Here is an 18,445-nt window from a genome sequence, read left to right as displayed (position 1 = left end):
ACAACTGATCTTTATATTACAGCCCATCGTTGAAAAACGATGGGCTTTTTTTTACGGTGATGAATTTTGAGTTGTGAATGATAAATTACTATTTCGTAATTAGGAGTTTTGCATATCGATTATTGTACCATTGACCATTCACTCCTAAAATAAGTGACCAAACTCATAACTCATCACTCATGACTCACTACCTTCGTAGCAAACAACTAACTCTTTCATGCGATATTTCATTACAGGTTTTATGGGCAGTGGTAAAACATATTGGGGTAAGCAATGGGGCGAAAAGTTTGGATTGAAATTTTATGACCTTGATGAAGAAATTGAAAAACGTGAAGGCAAAGCGGTAACCGCAATTTTTGAAGAAAATGGCGAAGCAGCATTCAGAAAAATGGAGAAAGAAACGCTTTGCACTTACATGAAGCTCGACAATTTTATTCTCAGCTGTGGCGGGGGTACGCCTTGTTTTCACAATAACATGAAACGGATGAATGAACAAGGCGTAACTATCTATATTAAAAGCCCGGTTGATTTATTGGTAAAACGTTTGCATTCAGAAAAAGAAACAAGACCGTTAATTGCCGGTATGAATGATGATGTGCTTGCACAATTTATTTCGGGCAAGCTTTCCGAGCGGGAACATTTTTATCACCAGGCCATGTATCACTTGCCTGCTGAATATATGAGTCTCGATAACTTTCAAAAAATCATACGTAGAAATGGATAAGCGTTTCTTAAGCATTAGTTTTATACTGGGAGTAATAGCAGTTGTCTTTGGGGCTTTTGGTGCACACGCATTAAAAGAAATGGTTGATGAAAAAGCGATTCAAACATGGCAAACAGCTGTGCAATATCATTTCTATCATTTGTTTGCAATAGCCATTACAGGCGTTTTATTAAAACAAGAGCAAAATGTTTGGTATAAACGAGCTGGTAATTTTTTCCTCTCCGGTATTGTGATCTTCAGCGGATCATTATACATCATGGTGCTGTCAAAAGCTGCAGGATCAACTTCCGTTAATTGGTTGGGCGCTATTACACCAATAGGAGGCGTATGCTTTATTGCTGGCTGGTTTTGTTTGTTTGTAGGCGTTCGAAAAAAATAGGATCAGTGCAAAGGCATTGTCAATTGTATGGTTGTTCCATTGTTGTTGAGAATTGTAAAACTGCCGCCAATACTTTCCATTCTTCGTTGCATATTTTTTAAACCGTTTCCAAACTGGTTGAGTTTTTCAGGGTCGATCCCTTTTCCGTTGTCGACAATTTCTACAAGCAGGTGATCGTTTTCGAAACGAATATTGATTTCTACCAAAGTTGCTTTTGCATGCTTCATTACATTGTTGATCGACTCTTTCAGCACCAAAAAGATATTCCGACGTTTTACACCTGATACTTCGGTTGAAGGAATGTCAGTTGCTACATTGATGTTGTAATCCATATCAAAATTATCAAGGTATTCAGAAGCATAAGAACGGATATAAGCTACAAGGCTAGCTACGGTATCATTACCGGGATTCATACTCCAGATGATCGCATTCATCTTGGTCATGAGCTCATTTGCATTGTAGGAAATACGGGATATCTCCTCAACAGGTTGTTCTTTTGTTTTCTGTCGAGCAATTTCACTAAGCAAGCGAATAGCAGTAACACCGCTTCCCAATTCATCGTGCATATCGGCTGATATGCGGCTACGTTCATCTTGCTGAGCACTTAATATAGCAATCTGTTTTTCGTACTCCTGACGGTCGGCTTCCTGTTTAATCGCTTCATCCATTTTTACTTTTTCAATCAATTCAATTTTGTTTTTGTACACAAGACCCAGCAGGAAAAAAACGAGTTCAAGTAAAATGCCTACTTCGAAATAAAACAACGATTGGCGAAATAGCCCGGTCGATGGAAAAAGATTTGTCGAAGGAGAAAAGATGAGAAACATAGAAATACCGCCGCCAATAAGATTTGCGATATTACCTGCAAGTAAATAATTCATTAAACGGTTGCGTTTCACAATTCCCAAAACGAGGTACATAATTCCGAGGAAGATGAGAAAGAACTTACTTGCATTCTCTGTCGATTCAAGCTTGCCATAAGATGCACCTGTGAAATATAAAATTGTAAAAACAGTAAGAAATACAGCCAATATTACTTCGGCCATAATGAATATCTTATTCAACAACGGGTAATTCTTCGGCGTATCAAGAAACATCCGGGTAAAGCCGATATAGAAAATGTAACCTATTATTTGAAGAAAGTAATCGAAATATTCTTCATAAAAGAAATTGAATGGTATGGATCTTTGGTATAGAACTGCTTTCAAAAAAAGCAATGCTCCTATAGATAAAGCATAGATTGAATAATAGAGAAACGATCGCTTATAATTTTGCACATAGTTGGCGAAAGAATAAAGCAACATCATTAACATTAACCCGCACAATAAATAGGTGAATGTGTTTAAACCGTACCAGTTGTTATGAATTTTATTAACATGATCGTCAAAATAAATAGGATTGATCAGGAAAGGCCTTAACGTCACTACTGCTGCACGTGCATAGCGGCAACGCACCAGTATTTGCATTTCCACACCGGGCGGAACTGTAAAATAGCGATAGGCATTTTCATTTTTAGAAGGATCGATCTGGCCTTCAATTTCTTTCCATGGGTAACTGTTATTGATCCTTGAAAAAACAACGCATTCCCTGGCATAAATCCCGGGCGAAATGTAAAAGTTGCGTGGCTTGTCTTCATCATTATTGATCCAGAAAAGAAGGTAAATATTTGAACCGCTGAGGTAATTTTTTGAAATGCTGCGTTTTGGTTTTTCGTTCAGGTGAAGGAACATTGAACCACGAAGCGTTTGTATATCGGTGTTGTTTTGCTTATCAACAAACACGTGCATGTTCGGCTGAAGAAAATGCAGGTTAATAACCTTTGAGGTGTAGATCACTGATAAACTTGTATCCTGGTGGGCATGAGCCACGGAAAAATTCAGGAACAGCAGAATAATGGGTAAACAGTATTTTTTCATGCAGCAGAAAGTTCAGCAGAAAGATAGAAATTTTTGGGCAAAGCAGATTCCTTTTGCCTGTTGTTAGGATGTTTCCATTCTTTATCTTTGTTTTTATGGCCTCAAACCGCACGAAAGACAAGAAGAAAAAGGAAAATCCTGAACAGTTGAAGCAGGAAAAAGAGGAGCAGGTAAATGTAAAGGAATTGGTGAAGGATGAGCGAACGCACAAGATCGCCGGTATTGCTTTGCTCATTGTTTCTCTTGTGTTGTTTATTGCATTTACATCTTATCTGTTTACCTGGAAAGAAGACCAGGATAAGGTACTTCGTCACGGAGCAGGTGTATTGTTTGACGAAGAAGTAACAGTTGCAAACCTGTTGGGGCGTTTTGGCGCATGGGTATCCCATTTGTTTTTTTATAAAGGATTTGGCGTATCATCTTATCTTATCTGTAGTTTCTTTTTTATCATCGGTACCAATTTCTTATTCGGTAAAAAAATATTTTCGATGGCACGCAACCTGAAATATGTCTTGGTTGGGTTGTTGGTGTTGCCCGTATTCTTTTCATTTTTTATGAAAGGGTTTGGTTTTCCATGGGGTGGGGCGTTTGGTAATTATTCAGCAAGTTGGTTAAATGGTTTTGTTGGTACAGCGGGCACAGGTTTGATTTTATCATTGGCTGCTGCTTCATACGTCATCTGGCGATTTAACCCGGTGTTTAAATTGCCTGCACGCAAGCCGAAAGAAATTGTTGTTGATGCTTTACCTGAAGAAATTGCGGAACGGGTAGCTATCGACGTAAATGAAAAATTTGCAAACGAGCAAACGGCAAAAAATCAACTCAAAAAAGAATCATCTTTTACACCGCTTCCGTTAACAGAAGAAAAAGAAAATTCTCTTCATGGTTTTATCATTAATGAAAGAGAAGAAGAGATTATTGCTGCCACACCGCTTCCTGTGGTGGAACAACCGCAAAACGAACCTGTGGTGGAAATGGATATTCCAGCAATAGAAAAACCGAAAAGACCGTCGAAAATTGAGGAAGATGAAGTAGGACCTGCATTGGAAATAAAAAATATAACGGATGATGAGGAAGAAGAAGATGGTGATGAAGCTCCGGTTAAAAAAGTAGTAGAGAATTTACCGCCTTACGATCCGTTTCTTGATTTGAAAGATTATAAATTCCCCTCGCTGAATTTATTGGAAAATCACGGTAGTGAAAAAATTGTTCAGGATCCACACGAACTGGAGAGTTACAAAAACCAAATCATCAGTACACTCCGAAATTACGATATTGAAATACAGAAAATATTTGCAACGGTTGGGCCAACAGTAACATTGTATGAAATTGTTCCTGCTGCGGGTGTGCGTATCTCAAGAATTAAAAATCTGGAAGATGATATTGCATTGAGTCTTGCCGCATTAGGCATTCGTATTATTGCACCGATTCCTGGTAAGGGAACAATTGGTATTGAAGTGCCGAATGTGAAGAAGACAGTTGTGAGTATGAAAACATTATTGTCTTCAGAAAAATTTCAGCATAATAATTTTGGTTTGCCTATTGCAATTGGGAAAAAGATCGACAACGAAAACTTTATCGTTGATCTTACTACCATGCCTCACTTGCTTATGGCTGGTGCAACCGGTCAGGGTAAATCTGTTGGGTTGAATGCAATACTCGTTTCTCTGTTGTATAAAAAACATCCATCACAATTAAAGTTTGTACTGATCGATCCAAAGAAAGTAGAATTAAGTTTATACCGCCATATTGAAAATCATTTCTTAGCGAAACTTCCCGGTGAAGATGAATCGATCATTACCGATACAAAGAAAGTGATCAACACATTAAATGCGTTGTGTATTGAAATGGATAACCGTTACGATTTGTTGAAAGAGGCAGGCTGTCGTAACCTGCGTGAATACAATGAGAAATTTGTTGCACGCAAATTAAATCCGCAAAAAGGCCATCAGTATCTTCCGTTCATTGTATTAGTTATTGATGAGTTTGCGGACTTGATCATGACGGCGGGTAAAGAAGTTGAAATGCCTATTGCACGTTTGGCTCAGTTAGCCCGTGCTGTTGGTATTCATCTGATCATTGCCACACAACGTCCTTCGGTAAATATTATCACGGGTACAATTAAGGCCAACTTCCCTGCAAGGATCGCTTTTAAAGTATCGTCTAAGGTCGACAGTCGTACGATCCTTGATACGGGTGGTGCTGAGCAGTTGATCGGTAAAGGTGATATGCTCATTAGTTACAATGGTGAACTTACCCGTTTGCAATGTGCTTTTGTTGATACACCAGAAGTGGATGATATTGTTTCGTTCATCAGTAAGCAGCGTGGCTATCCCCAGGCTTTCTTGCTTCCCGAATATGTTGATGAAAAAGAGTTGGAGGGTAAAGACTTTGATTTGTCTGACAGGGATTCACTGTTTGAAGATGCTGCCCGTTTGATCGTGCAAAACCAAGTTGGATCTACTTCGTTGCTGCAACGCCGTATGAAGCTGGGTTATAACCGTGCCGGCCGTTTAATGGATCAGTTGGAGGCAGCCGGGATTGTGGGGCCAAGCCAGGGAAGTAAGGCAAGGGACGTGTTGATCAAGACAGAATCGGAGCTAAATCAGCACCTTGAAATGATGGGGTAGTTGTTAAAGTTTCCCAGCCGGCACCCGCTCAACCTTTTTCAGCCAGATGCCTATCTTTGCGGCCTTAGATTTGTTTAACATCCTTTACAAATTCTTAAGTTTTTTAGTTGCAACCAATCGGTTTGGTGAGCACTCTGAATACTAAACAACCGGATTGTGCAAACGATCCATATATAAAAACCAGGGAACAGAATGAAAGCAATTAGATTTAAAGCGACAGTTTTAACAGCAATAGCTGCAATATTTAGTTTGTCTGTCATGGCTCAGAATCAGAGTCTTGGCAAAAGCGATCCGGCAGCCAAAAAAATTCTTGACGCAGTAAGTGCAAAGTTCAAAACCTTTAAAGCGGTTCAGGCAACTTTTTCATTTAAAAATGAAGATGGGAAAGGCAAAGTATTGGGTATTAAGAAAGGATCTTTATTTACAAAAGGAACGAAATATCGTGTAAACATTACAGGTGGCCAGGACATTTATTGCGATGGAAGCAATATCTGGAATTACGATAAATCGGTGAATGAAGTAACCATTTCGAAATACGATGCTTCACAAAATTCTATCACACCACAGAAGTTGTTTACCAATTTTTATGATAAAGATTTTCTTTACAAACTAAATGGAGAAAAGAAAGAAGCAGGTAAAACCTTACAGGAAATTGAGTTGACACCAGTTGATAAAACAAAATCTTTCTTCAAAGTAATTGTTTGGGTAGATAAGCTTGCGCAAACAATTTACAGTACAAAAGTGTTGGAGAAAAGTGGAAACAAATATACTTACACTGTTGCCACGCTTAACGGTAAAGCTACTGTTGCGGATGCGCAATTTGTGTTTGATAAAGCAAAATATCCAGGAGTAGAAGTTGTTGATCTTCGCTAAAAGAAATTTAGTTGATAAATGCAAAAGCCACATCTTTTGATGTGGCTTTTATTTTTTGCTGAAGTTTTAATTTATCTGATCAGGATGAATGTTCCTTTGGTAGTAACCGGAATGTTGTCTTTCTTATAGCTGGAATAGTAAACAAACATACCCGGATCTTGCGGCAAGCCTTTTAGTCGACCATCCCATCCTTGTTTGAAATCGTTAGTAGAGTATACTAATTGTCCCCACCTGTTGTAAATAGTCAACTTATAATCGGTGAGATTAAATGCGTTTAGAATTTTAAAGTAATCGTTTCTTCCATCACCATTTGGAGTAAATGCATTGGGAAAGAGAATCACGCAATCAACACTATTTATTGCGACATTATCGGAAGCTGAACCGCAAGCATTAGTTACAGTTACAGAATATGTTCCTGTTTGATTAACTGTAAACTTATCGTTGGTTGAGTTGTCTTGCCAGAGATAAGTAGCAAATAGACCGGGATAAAGTTGAATAGTATCGCCAACGCATAGCTCTCTATTAGGACCGAGATTGGGCCTCGGTTGAGTGTCAACTTTTAATATCAATGTTCTTATGCTATCACAGCCGTTTGCTGCAATCAATGTATCTATATGAGTTCCTGCCTTTGAATAACCCAGATAGGTTTGTCCTTGGCAAATAGTTTGCGTAATTGTTGATTTGGCTCGGGGAAATACAGTAAGATTGATTGTTCTGATACTGTCGCAACCATTTGCAGCCACTAACGTGTCAATATAAATTCCACTTTTTGTATAACCGAAAACTGAATTTCCCTCACAGATAGTTTGTGTAAGCGTAAGAACAGATTTCGGCAATACAATCAGGTTTAATGTTCTTATACTATCACAACCAAGAGCTGTGTTTAGTGTGTCGATATATGTTCCGCTGGTTGTATAACCTTCCACTGTATCGCCTTCACAAATGGTTCGATTTACAGTTGATGTCTTGCTTCCGCCAATACCAATTGTTAGAGAGTCGAGTTGATTGCCACAACCGGGTAACGATACAGTGAGGTAATATTTTCCTGCGCTTGCAGTGGTTGCATTGTTAATGACAGGGTTTTGCTGATTACTGCTAAATCCATTTGGCCCGGCCCACTGATATGTTGCTGTTAATAGGGTATCGGCAAAAAGTGCAATTTTACCACCATCGCAAATGAATGGCGTGGTAGTGCTTGCATTTGCGTAATTATTGTTGAAGCTGCTGAAGAAACCATAACCTGTTCCTTCTCTATCGTTTCCCATTAAAATTCCTAAATGAAAAAATGTGCGGGTGTTGGTTACCGTAACGGGTGAATCAAGTGGTGAAAATGAATTAGACAACAGAATGCTTGCAGTTAACCATTGATTGGCAGTACCAGGAACAGGCGTAAACTTATTTGCTGTAATTACACTACTATTGTTGTTTACCTTGAAAAACGATTCGCCTCCACTGCGTACAATCACATTCATGTATATTTCCCGGTTTGTACTTTTTGCATAAGTAGCTGAGAGACTACCTGTACATTTTATTGGGGGTAAAATTGCTCCACCTAATTCACATCCAATACCTGAAACCTGGTAAACATAAATTGGATTAGAACCTTGAATAAATGTCGAATTGTTTGCAAGATTTATTTGAAACGATTGACCCGCATTAAGTGTAGTAACGACAATCCCATCTTGCGATATCGTGGTATTATTTGCTGTGGCAGTCACATATATTTTTTCAAGATTCCCTAATAAATAACCTTTAGTGGCGATATAATCAGTGCCCGTAATACTTACTGGTATTGTTTGATCTCCAATCAAATCGGAGCAGCCAAATCCGGGAGAACTGATAAAGTCATCAGCTAAAGTAATTGCAATAGGCTTCGTTGAAGTAACCCGTGATCCTTCGAGATGCTGAGCAGCTGCTTGCGAAGTTGCAATGGCTGCGTACGTTTGGCCACGGTTAAGTGTAATTGTAAAGGGTACCCCCGCAGCATGACCCACAATATCTTTTGTCGGCGTTATTGTAATGCTGGTGTTGTCTTCTGTTGCAACAATATTGAATGATGAATAGGGAGTAGGAGTTCCGCCGCCATTTCCTCCAAAATTCTGAGATGAAATAAAGAAACTATTTCCCAAGGCATTTCTTCCTTTGAGAACGAACAATTCGGGATTGAGGCCTACGTTGTTTACGTTATTTACTTCGTAATAAGCAGAAATCTGTGCCGTCGAAGTTATTCTTATACCCTTATTTTGAACGATGTTCGCCGGTGCACATTCAACAAGATTAATAGAACTTGTCAAATCTATTTTTGCACTGGAATTGGGGGCAAGATTAATGATTTGTGTGGCAATACCCCCACCAGCCGGCTGGGATATAGTAACAGTCGCAGCTTCTTTGAATGAAGTGATGCGAAAAATAATCGGCTTGTCTTTGTTACTGGATGAAGTTATATCCGGTGCTGCAAACCAAAACTCAGTATCAATTTGTGCAAATGATGAAAGCGCAGCAATAAGTAAGCAGGTTAGTAATATGGTTTTTCTAAGCCAGTTCATGTGGTATTTTTTTGGGTCGAATTAGAATATTGGTTTTTAGCGATATCAGTTTTCTGATCGAAACTCAACGGATTTTATGATTGAGTTATGCCCGAAAATAAAGAAGAGAAACGAAAAATACAACCGTATCGTATTCGCTAGTAGGGAACAATTAGCATATATGAGGAAAACTCGTAAAGTTTACCGTAATTTCTACATGCCTGTTAAATAAAGAGGCCGCATCGCTTGATACGGCCTCTTTTCTCAAATACTCTTTAGATTATTTATTTTTCGGTCTGTCGAGCATATAATCAAATCTTTTACCTGTAACGGTATCTTCGGCCATATCCGGAATAGCTTCAACTTTATATGCACCGGCATCAAGCTTTGCTTTCGTTTCAGAAAAAGCCGTAAGTGTTTGCTCAATATCTGCATCGGTATGCGCAGCCGATGGAATCAAACGGTAAATGATATGTCCTTTTGGAATTACAGGATATACAACAATCGAGGCAAAAATGTTATAGTTCTCACGCAAGTCCATCACCATAGCAGTAGCTTCTTCAACTCCACCTTTCATATACACCGGTGTAACAGGACTGTCTGTTTTGCCAATATCAAACCCTCTTTCTTTTAAACCACCTTGCAACTTGCGTGCATTGCTCCAGAGCTTTTCTTTCAGCTCAGGCATGGTCTTCAACATTTCCAAACGCTTGAGGTTACCAACAACAATGGGCATTGGTAAACTCTTCGCAAATATCTGCGAACGGATATTGTAACGGATGTAATCAATAATCACACGTGGGCCTGCTAAGAAAGCTCCAATCGATGCCATCGATTTTGCAAATGTGCTGAAGTAAAGATCAATTTCATCCTGGCACCCTTGTTCTTCCCCTGCACCTGCACCTGTTTTACCGAGTGTTCCAAAACCATGTGCATCATCCACCAATATTCTGAAATCGTATTTCTTTTTCAGATCACAGATCTCTTTCAATTTACCTTGGTCTCCAGCCATACCAAACACACCTTCAGTAATAACAAGTATACCACCGGCGCCTTGCTTTTCAATTAAAGTACTTGCACGTTGCACTTGTTTTTCAAAATCTTCAAGATCGTTATGCTTAAATACATAACGATGACCGGGGTGTAAACGTAACCCATCAATAATACATGCATGACTTTCTGCATCGTAAACAATCACATCATGACGACCACACACTGCATCAATTGCACTCATGATACCCTGGTAACCGAAGTTCATCAAAATGGCATCTTCTTTCATCTCAAATTCCGCCAACTCTTGTTCAAGTTGTTCATGCAGGTTTGAGTTACCACTCATCATACGTGCACCCATTGGGTATGCAAGTCCCCATTGTTGTGCTGCTTCTGCATCAACCTTTCTTATTTCTGGATGGTTGGCAAGACCGAGATAGTTGTTAAGACTCCACACAATTTTTTCTTTGCCTCTGAACATCATGCGACTGCTGATTTCGCCTTCAAGCTTAGGAAATGCAAAATAGCCATGTGCACGCTCTCTGTGTTGGCCAATGGGCCCGTAATTCTTAATCAGCTTCTCAAAAATATCCGCCATATGATGAAATTGTTAAGGGTGAAAAATTTGCCGCAAAGGTAAGGGTTTGGAGCTGATTGATAAAGACTTGCTGTTAGCCGTTTATTCGGGAAAAACCGCTTTGCTTACTGCCGTTCAGAGGTATATTTGCCCACTAAATCAATCATATGCGTTTTGTTGCATTTTTCCTTCTGTTATTCTCGTTTCTTCAAGTGAACGCTCAGCAGAAGTCCACTAATAAACCCACATCAATAAATGGTATTGATCGGCCTAAGCTGGTAGTGGGAATCATGGTAGATCAAATGCGTTGGGACTATCTCTACCGCTACTACGATCGCTATGCATCAAATGGTGGATTTAAACGTATGCTGAACCAGGGGATGAGCTGTGAAAACACATTTATCAATTATGTTCCTACAATAACAGGTTGTGGTCATGCAAGTGTTTATACTGGTAGTGTTCCTGCGGTTCACGGAATTGCAGGCAATGCCTGGTTTGATAACGAACAAAAGAGAACTGTTTATTGCGCTGAAGATAAAACAGTGAAAACAGTTGGGAGCACTTCCACTGCTGGTGAAATGAGTCCTCGTAACATGCTGGCAACAACTATTTGTGATGAATTGCGATTGGCAACAAATTTTCGCAGTAAAGTAATTGGTATTGCTATAAAAGACAGAGGAGGAATTTTACCTGCAGGTCATAGTGCCAATGCTGCTTACTGGTACGATTCAAGAAGTGGTAACTGGATAACTTCAACTTATTATATGAATGAATTGCCCAAATGGGTACAATCATTCAATGATAAAAAACATCCTGATGCTTTTTATGAAAAAGGTTGGAACACTGTTTATCCTATCAACAGTTATGTGCAAAGTACAAAAGATGAAAATTTGTATGAGGGTAAGCCATTTGGTGCAGATCAAAAAGGGTTCCCTTACAATTTGAAATCATTTGTTGGTAAAAATTATGGTGCCATTTCTTCAACACCTTATGGTAACACAATAACCATGTTGTTGGCAAAAGAAGCAATTGCCAATGAAGAGTTAGGGAAAGATGCCATCACAGATTTCTTGGCTGTAAGCTTTTCTTCTTCCGATTATATCGGCCATGCTTTTGGCCCTAATTCAATTGAAGCAGAAGATGGTTTTTTACGTTTAGATAAAGACCTTGGCGAGTTGTTTGAGTATCTTGATAAAACAGTTGGCAAAGGACAGTATGTAAGTTTCCTAACTGCAGATCATGGCGTGGCACATGTGCCCGGTTTTTCAACAGAACATAAATTGCCAGGTGGCGCCGTGGATGATAACAGGATGCTGAGCGATTTGAACAAACAATTGAAAACTGCTTTTTCCATTGACAATCTTGTATTGAGTGCTTACAATTACCAGGTAACTCTTAACAACCAGGCAATTGATTCTGCCAAGCTCGATCGTTCTGCTATTGTTCAAACAGTGATCAAATATGCAAAAGGCATTAAAGGCGTTGATCGTGTGTTTGAAATAGATGAAGTAACAGAACAACCAATGCCAATATTGATAAAAGAACGTATTGCTAATGGATGGCATCCGAAGCGCAGTGGCGATATACAAATCATGTTTGCGCCGGGTTGGATAGATGGCGGCCCAACAGGAACAACGCACGGCTTGTGGAACCCCTATGATAGCCATATTCCTTTGCTTTGGTATGGCTGGGGAATTAAAGCCGGCAAAAGCAATAAGGAAGTGAATATGACAGATATTGCTCCAACCCTTGCGGCCTTACTGTGCATACAAATGCCCAGCGGTTGTATAGGTAAACCCATACTTGCAGTTGTAGAGTAGATGCATGAAGATTTTTCAGGGTCATGCCTCTGGCATTAATCTTGGCAATATAAGTTTAGCGATAAGATAGCCCCTTTTACAGGGGCTTATCTGTCAAAATGACTAAAGAAAAAACTATGAACGAAAAGAGTTTGTTTTTAAGACCTGGCGATGAAGATGTAGATTTTTTACCCATCATTCCGTTGAATGAAGCAGAGAGTGATAGCGATGAGGATATTGAAATTCCGGAAGAGTTGCCGATTTTGCCTCTGAGAAATACCGTTTTATTTCCGGGTGTTGTATTGCCCATTACTGTTGGGCGTGACAAAAGCATCCAAGCAGTAAATGAAGCTTACAAAACCAATAAGCTGGTGGGTGTGGTTGCGCAGAAAGATAGTAATGTGGAAGATCCCACAGTGATAGATCTTGAATATACAGGCACTATTGCAAAGGTGGTGAAGTTGATTAAAATGCCAGATGGAGGAACAACTGTAATCATACAGGGAAAGAAACGTTTTCGCATTAACATGCTTACTTCCGATGATCCATTTTTTAAAGCAAACATTGAAGTGTTGAAGGAAGAACCAACACCTGAAGATGAAAATTTTAAAGCAGTTGCAGGATCAATTAAAGACATGGCTGCACAGATCATTCAACTGTCGCCAAATATTCCCAGCGAAGCATCAATAATTTTAAAAAATATAGAGAACCCTGCATTTCTTGTTCACTTCGTAAGTAATAATCTTAATAGTGATATTTCTGAAAAGCAACGCTTATTGGAAACAACCACGATAAAACATCGTGCAGAACTTTTGCTTACGTTATTGCAGAAAGAATTACAGTATACTGAGCTTAAGAATAAGGTAACTAACAAGACAAGAACGGAACTGGATAAACAGCAGCGTGATTATTTTCTGCAACAGCAGATGAAAAGCATCAAAGAAGAATTAGGCGGAGATGCGAATGATCTCGAGATCCAGGAGATGAAGAAAAAAGCTGAAGCAAAAAAGTGGGGCGATGCTGCAAAAGAAATGTTCCGCAAAGGAATTGAAAAGCTGGAACGTATGCATCCTTCTACGCCTGATTATTCTGTAGTATATAATCATCTTGATCTCATGCTAGATCTTCCCTGGGGTGATTATACCGCTGATCAATACGATTTGAAAAAAGCAAAGAAAGTATTGGATCATGATCACTATGGTATACAAAAAGTAAAAGAACGCATTCTTGAATACCTGGCTGTATTGAAATTGAAGGGTGATATGAAAAGTCCCATCTTATGTTTGCTTGGCCCTCCCGGTATTGGTAAAACATCATTGGGAAAAAGTATAGCGAGTGCACTTGGCCGTAAGTACGTGCGCATTAGCTTAGGCGGTTTACACGATGAAAGCGAAATAAGGGGACATCGTAAAACATATATTGGCGCAATGCCCGGACGCATCCTGCAATCATTACGGAAAATAAAAACATCAAACCCTGTAATGATTCTTGATGAAATTGATAAGCTGGGAAATGATTTTCGTGGGGATCCTTCAAGTGCATTACTTGAGTTGTTGGATCCCGAGCAGAATCATACCTTTTACGATAACTATCTCGAGTTAGAATATGATCTCAGCAAAGTATTGTTCATTGCAACTGCAAACAGTTTAGCTTCTATTCAGCCAGCATTAAGAGATCGGTTGGAAATTATTGATCTGAGTGGTTATGCAGTTGAGGAAAAGATTGAGATCGCAAAAAATTACCTTGTTCCAAAACAAAAGGAAGCACACGGTCTAGAAAAATTTCCGTTTAAAATAAGTGATGTTGTTTTACGCAAGGTGATTGAAGACTATACACGTGAAAGTGGCGTGCGTGAACTTGATCGTCAGTTGGCTTCTATCATGCGTTCGCAGGCGAAAGAATATGCCATGAAGGAAAAGCTAAAACCAACACTTACTGCAAACGATATTGAAAAGATACTGGGCAAATCACGCTACAGTAATGAAATTTATAAAACGGCTAATATGCCTGGTGTTGCTGTTGGTCTTGCCTGGACTGCGGTTGGTGGCGACATTTTATTTATTGAAGCAAGCCTGGCAGAAGGCAAAGGAGAATTACGCTTAACCGGCAACCTGGGTAACGTAATGAAGGAAAGTGCATCAACTGCATTAAGTTACTTGCAGGCAAATGCCAAAAAGATTGGAGTTTCCACAGATGAATTTCAAAAGAAAACCATTCATATTCATGTGCCCGAAGGAGCAGTGCCGAAAGATGGACCCAGTGCTGGCGTTACAATGCTCACCGCAATCACAAGTGCTTTCACCGGCCGCAGAGTGAAACCGTTTTTAGCAATGACGGGTGAAATAACACTTCGTGGACAAGTGCTGCCAGTTGGGGGCATCAAAGAAAAAATATTAGCGGCGAAACGTGCAGGTATAAAAGAAGTAGTGCTTTGCTGGCAAAATGAAAAGGATGTTCAGGAAATCAACTCCTTATACATTAAGGGCATGAAATTTCATTATGTAAAAACAATGCAGCAGGTACTTGACCTCGCATTGTTGTAATTATTTTTAATGTTAGTGAACCAAGCTCGTAAAGAGCTGTTATAATAATCAACGACACGAATTTATTTCATGTTGGTTGTTTTAAGGGTTAAAGAGCTTCCCCCATTTCCATGGGGGATATTTTTTTGCCTAAATTACAGCCTTAGTTATGCTGCTATGGATCGATTGATCTCTTTCGTGTTTGTTTTGTTTGTTTCTGCTGGCTTGTTTGCACAAACGCTGGGTGGCAGAGCCGCATATAACTTTCTGAAATTTCCTGCGTCACCGCAACAATCTGCATTAGGCGGAATAAATCTCACCAACGAATCGAATGATGTTTCACTTGCTTTCTCTAACCCGGCTCACCTCGATTCAAGTATGCATACGCAAATGGCGGCAAATTTTAATGCGTTGTATGCTGGAGTGAAAAATGTGCATTGGATGATGGCTTTTAGAAATAAAAAGTTAAACACAAATTTTGCTGCTGGCATTCTTTATTTCGATTATGGTGCAACACAACAAACCGATGCTGCCGGAAATATTGAAGGTGTTTATCGGCCACGTGATTTTGTTATTCAGTTGCAGGCAAGCCGGGAATATCTTACTCGCTGGAAATATGGGGTGAGTTTAAAATTCTTATCAAGCAATTATGGCCCTTATCGTTCATCTGCTATTGCTGCCGATGTGGGTGTATTGTATCGGGATTCCGCCAATTTTTTCCAGGCAAGTATTGTGGCAGTAAATATGGGCGGGCAATTGAAACGATACAATCCTGCTGAGCCGGAAGAATTACCGTTTGATCTTCAGGCAGGAATATCAAAACGATTAGCGAAAGCACCCATTCGTTTTTCTGTAACTGCTCATCATTTACATCGTTTTGATATTTTGTATAACGATACATTATTTAATAATGAAAATGGTTTTGAAAACGCTTCCACCAAAAAGATCACACTTGATAAGATATTTCAGCATTTTGTTTTCGCCACACAAATACTAATTGGCGAAAGGGTAGAAGTAACTGCAGCTTATAATATTTTAAGAGGAAAAGAATTAAAAGTCAGTAACGGCGGTAATGGACTTACAGGGTTTTCATTGGGGGCAGGAGTGCTTTTTTCAAAATTGCAATTCCGGTATGCCCGCACACATTTTCAAAATAACACAGCCTACAATCAAATAGGATTAACCATGCCGCTTAATAAGTATTTTGGATTGGGTAGTTGGGGAGAGAAAGTTGGGTGGTGATTGCTAAATAAGCAAAAGGCAATAGGCAAATTGATTTATTCCAGGATTTTTTGTTTATTGTCAATTGTCTATTTCCTATTGACTTATTGCATCTTTTTTGATCTTATCGCCAAATAATACTTCTACCAAAATATTATAAATGAAATGTGCGATCATTGGTAATAATAATCCTCCGCTGATCCATGCAAGAAATTGAAAACCTACTGCAAAAGGAATGATCTGTATAATAGCACGCTCACCTTGTGTGCCGTGACCAAATGCAAATACTACAGCACTTAACAATGCAGCAAGCCACCAGATGTTGTCCATATAACCCATGATCATCTGAAACAATACACCACGATAAATATACTCTTCACAAAATGCAGCAACCACGCAGGCAAGAATCCAGATAAGACGTTCAAGATTCGTATCTGGTAAAATATGATGAAGTGTGCTTTCGTCTTTCTCTTTAGAGAATTTTTGCGATAGCCATGCAATACCTAATGCAATACCAATTAATGCAACCGATGCAATAATGGAAATGTAATTGAAATTGCTGTTAAATGGTATTTCAACTTTTTCACTGCGGGCGGCAAAGAAAGCAAGCACGCAAAGAATAATCTGCATTACCATCGATTGCAGGTACACCGGTATCTTGGCTATCTGTGCGCCATCGAGTTCAGCTTCCATTTTTTTGATGTTCTTATAGCTCTGTGCCGTAAGAAAAGGAAGCCCTGCTGCAATAATGATGATAAATAAAAAGCTCATGGTTGGGTTGATCGTTTGATCAATTGGTTATGCAATGTTACTATTTGCGGAAGCAATAATTCCTGTTCATTGTTGTGCAGCACAAAATCGCAAAGTTTCATTTTTAATGCTTCATCAACCTGGTTGGCCATTCTTCTTTTCACTTCTTCGGTAGTTACTCCATCACGGTCCATAACACGTTTAATACGCAATGCAGTTGGTGCAGTAACGCCAATAATATAATCAAGTCCTTCTGATGTTCCGCTTTCAAATAAAAGAGCCGCTTCTTTTATAACGTAAGCCGATCGCTGTTTATCAAACCACTCTTTCGCATCAGCAATAGTAGCAGGATGAACATGACTGTTTAGTAATTCAAGTTTTTCTTTATTGCTGAAAACAATAGACGAAAGATGTTTACGGTTCAGTTGCCCATTGTCGAAATAAGTCTCTTTGCCGAAATGTAAAATGAGCTGTTTTTTTAACAGCTCATTTGTATGCATTAATTCTTTGGCGGCTTCATCGGCATAATACATAGGAATACCCAGCACCTCAAATACTTTTGCAACGGTGGTTTTACCGCTACCAATTCCTCCTGTTAAACCAATCTTTAGCATAAGTTGTAAAAAGCCGATAGCCGGTAGCCCTTAGTCGTTAGCCAGATTTTTCTGCGACTATAAACTACCGGCTATTTATTATCGGCTGTTGTTATTTCTTTACTTCAGCAGTTTTGTTCAGCGCCGCTGTCCAATCCATGCTGATAGAGCTACGTTCAATTTTAATATAACTACCTGGGTTGATCTCTAATGAAAGAGTACCGTCTTCATTTACTTTGTTTACAACGCCATGAATACCTGCGATAGTCACTACTTTATCTCCTTTCTGAAGATTATCGATAAATGTTTTTTGTTGCTTTGCTTTTTTAGCTTGTGGACGGATCATGAACAACCAGAATACCAGGATCATCAATCCAAGAAAAACTAACTGGAAACTTCCACCACCTGATTTGGGATCGCCTGCAAATAAGAGTAATTCGTACATGTTTGTTTATTTTGTTTTTTTAGGAAGTACTTCACCTTCAAACATAAGAACAGTGATGCCTTCTTTTGTATTTGCTGTTACAGTAATATTTTTTGATGCTTTACCAACACGGCCTTCGCTATTAAATTCTGCGGTGATCTTTCCTTCAGCACCTGGTGCAATGGGCTCTTCTGGTTTTGATGGAACAGTGCAACCGCAACTTGCCTGAACGTTTGATATAACCAACGGCTTTGAACCGGTGTTTTTAAAATGAAAAGTGATCACTACTTTTTCACCATCTGTTACTTTGCCAAAATTCTGTGTAGAATCAAGCCATTGCACAGTTGTTACATCAATAGATGCCGCAGGTGCGGTAGTTTGCTCAATTGTTGCAGGAGTAGTAGCATCGGCAGCTTTCTTGTCGGCATTTTCGCATGCAGTAAGAAAAGCGATGAAAGTAGATAAGAGGATCAATTGTTTCATGTGTAGTGATTTATCGGATTGCAAATGTAAAGGAAAGCC

Annotated in this window: 14 protein-coding genes; 7 read left to right on the top strand and 7 right to left on the bottom strand. The window is 39.2% G+C overall.

From position 1 onward, the window contains the following. Nucleotides 1-217 precede the first annotated feature (217 nt). Both ACO1QW_RS08395 and ACO1QW_RS08390 read left to right on the top strand, forming a co-directional pair. The gene (locus tag ACO1QW_RS08395; RefSeq protein WP_486257505.1) at nucleotides 218-724 is read left to right on the top strand and encodes a shikimate kinase; all 507 of its coding nucleotides are present in this window, start codon (nucleotides 218-220) and stop codon (nucleotides 722-724) included. Next, nucleotides 717-1,103, top strand: coding sequence for a DUF423 domain-containing protein (locus ACO1QW_RS08390; protein WP_486257503.1), 387 nt, complete (start codon nucleotides 717-719; stop codon nucleotides 1,101-1,103). Before ACO1QW_RS08395 ends, ACO1QW_RS08390 begins: the two co-directional genes overlap by 8 nt. 2 nt (nucleotides 1,104-1,105) lie before the next feature. Here ACO1QW_RS08390 and ACO1QW_RS08385 read toward each other — a convergent pair whose 3' ends face one another. Next, nucleotides 1,106-3,019, bottom strand: coding sequence for a sensor histidine kinase (locus tag ACO1QW_RS08385; RefSeq protein WP_486257501.1), 1,914 nt, complete (start codon nucleotides 3,017-3,019; stop codon nucleotides 1,106-1,108). A 95-nt stretch (nucleotides 3,020-3,114) separates the two neighbouring features. Between ACO1QW_RS08385 and ACO1QW_RS08380 the strand changes: the two genes are divergently transcribed. Then, the gene (locus ACO1QW_RS08380) at nucleotides 3,115-5,649 is read left to right on the top strand and encodes an FtsK/SpoIIIE family DNA translocase (protein WP_486257498.1); all 2,535 of its coding nucleotides are present in this window, start codon (nucleotides 3,115-3,117) and stop codon (nucleotides 5,647-5,649) included. Nucleotides 5,650-5,841: 192 nt separating this feature from the next. Next, on the top strand, nucleotides 5,842-6,522 hold the full coding sequence (gene lolA1 / locus ACO1QW_RS08375; RefSeq protein ID WP_486257496.1) for an outer membrane lipoprotein periplasmic chaperone LolA1: 681 nt from the start codon (nucleotides 5,842-5,844) through the stop codon (nucleotides 6,520-6,522). Nucleotides 6,523-6,593: 71 nt separating this feature from the next. On the opposite strand, the gene ACO1QW_RS08370 is transcribed toward lolA1, so the two are convergent. After that, nucleotides 6,594-9,068, bottom strand: coding sequence for a T9SS type B sorting domain-containing protein (locus ACO1QW_RS08370; RefSeq protein WP_486257494.1), 2,475 nt, complete (start codon nucleotides 9,066-9,068; stop codon nucleotides 6,594-6,596). Between the two features lie 259 nt (nucleotides 9,069-9,327). Beyond that, nucleotides 9,328-10,635, bottom strand: coding sequence for an aminotransferase class I/II-fold pyridoxal phosphate-dependent enzyme (locus ACO1QW_RS08365; RefSeq protein WP_486257492.1), 1,308 nt, complete (start codon nucleotides 10,633-10,635; stop codon nucleotides 9,328-9,330). 146 nt (nucleotides 10,636-10,781) lie between these two features. On the opposite strand from ACO1QW_RS08365, the gene pafA reads away from it, so the two are divergent. The 3 genes from pafA to porQ all read left to right on the top strand — a co-directional run bounded on the left by pafA (nucleotide 10,782) and on the right by porQ (nucleotide 16,177). Next, complete coding sequence (gene pafA / locus ACO1QW_RS08360; RefSeq protein ID WP_486257491.1) at nucleotides 10,782-12,434, top strand: alkaline phosphatase PafA; 1,653 nt, start codon at nucleotides 10,782-10,784, stop codon at nucleotides 12,432-12,434. A gap of 116 nt (nucleotides 12,435-12,550) precedes the next feature. Then, entirely contained in the window at nucleotides 12,551-14,956 is a 2,406-nt protein-coding gene (gene lon / locus ACO1QW_RS08355) for an endopeptidase La (protein ID WP_486257490.1), read from the top strand. A gap of 156 nt (nucleotides 14,957-15,112) precedes the next feature. Beyond that, nucleotides 15,113-16,177 (top strand): type IX secretion system protein PorQ, encoded by a 1,065-nt coding sequence (gene porQ / locus ACO1QW_RS08350; protein ID WP_486257489.1) that lies wholly within the window; start codon nucleotides 15,113-15,115, stop codon nucleotides 16,175-16,177. A gap of 75 nt (nucleotides 16,178-16,252) precedes the next feature. Here the strand turns inward: porQ and ACO1QW_RS08345 are convergent, their stop codons facing one another. The 4 genes from ACO1QW_RS08345 to ACO1QW_RS08330 all read right to left on the bottom strand — a co-directional run bounded on the left by ACO1QW_RS08345 (nucleotide 16,253) and on the right by ACO1QW_RS08330 (nucleotide 18,406). Continuing rightward, nucleotides 16,253-16,927: a CPBP family intramembrane glutamic endopeptidase gene (locus ACO1QW_RS08345; RefSeq protein WP_486257487.1), complete on the bottom strand. Its 675-nt coding sequence runs from the start codon at nucleotides 16,925-16,927 to the stop codon at nucleotides 16,253-16,255. Continuing rightward, a complete protein-coding gene (gene coaE, locus ACO1QW_RS08340; protein ID WP_486257485.1) occupies nucleotides 16,924-17,520 on the bottom strand; it encodes a dephospho-CoA kinase in 597 nt (198 codons plus the stop codon). The genes ACO1QW_RS08345 and coaE overlap by 4 nt, the downstream gene beginning before the upstream one ends. A gap of 91 nt (nucleotides 17,521-17,611) precedes the next feature. Then, nucleotides 17,612-17,944, bottom strand: a complete 333-nt coding sequence (gene yajC / locus ACO1QW_RS08335) for a preprotein translocase subunit YajC (RefSeq protein ID WP_486257483.1) — start codon at nucleotides 17,942-17,944, stop codon at nucleotides 17,612-17,614. Nucleotides 17,945-17,950: 6 nt separating this feature from the next. Continuing rightward, complete coding sequence (locus tag ACO1QW_RS08330; protein WP_486257481.1) at nucleotides 17,951-18,406, bottom strand: DUF1573 domain-containing protein; 456 nt, start codon at nucleotides 18,404-18,406, stop codon at nucleotides 17,951-17,953. Between the last annotated feature and the right edge of the window lie 39 nt (nucleotides 18,407-18,445).

It is taken from the genome of Lacibacter sp. (genome assembly GCF_057361365.1).
Note: the sequence above shows the minus strand (reverse complement) of the source record. Positions and strands in the feature narration are given on the sequence as shown.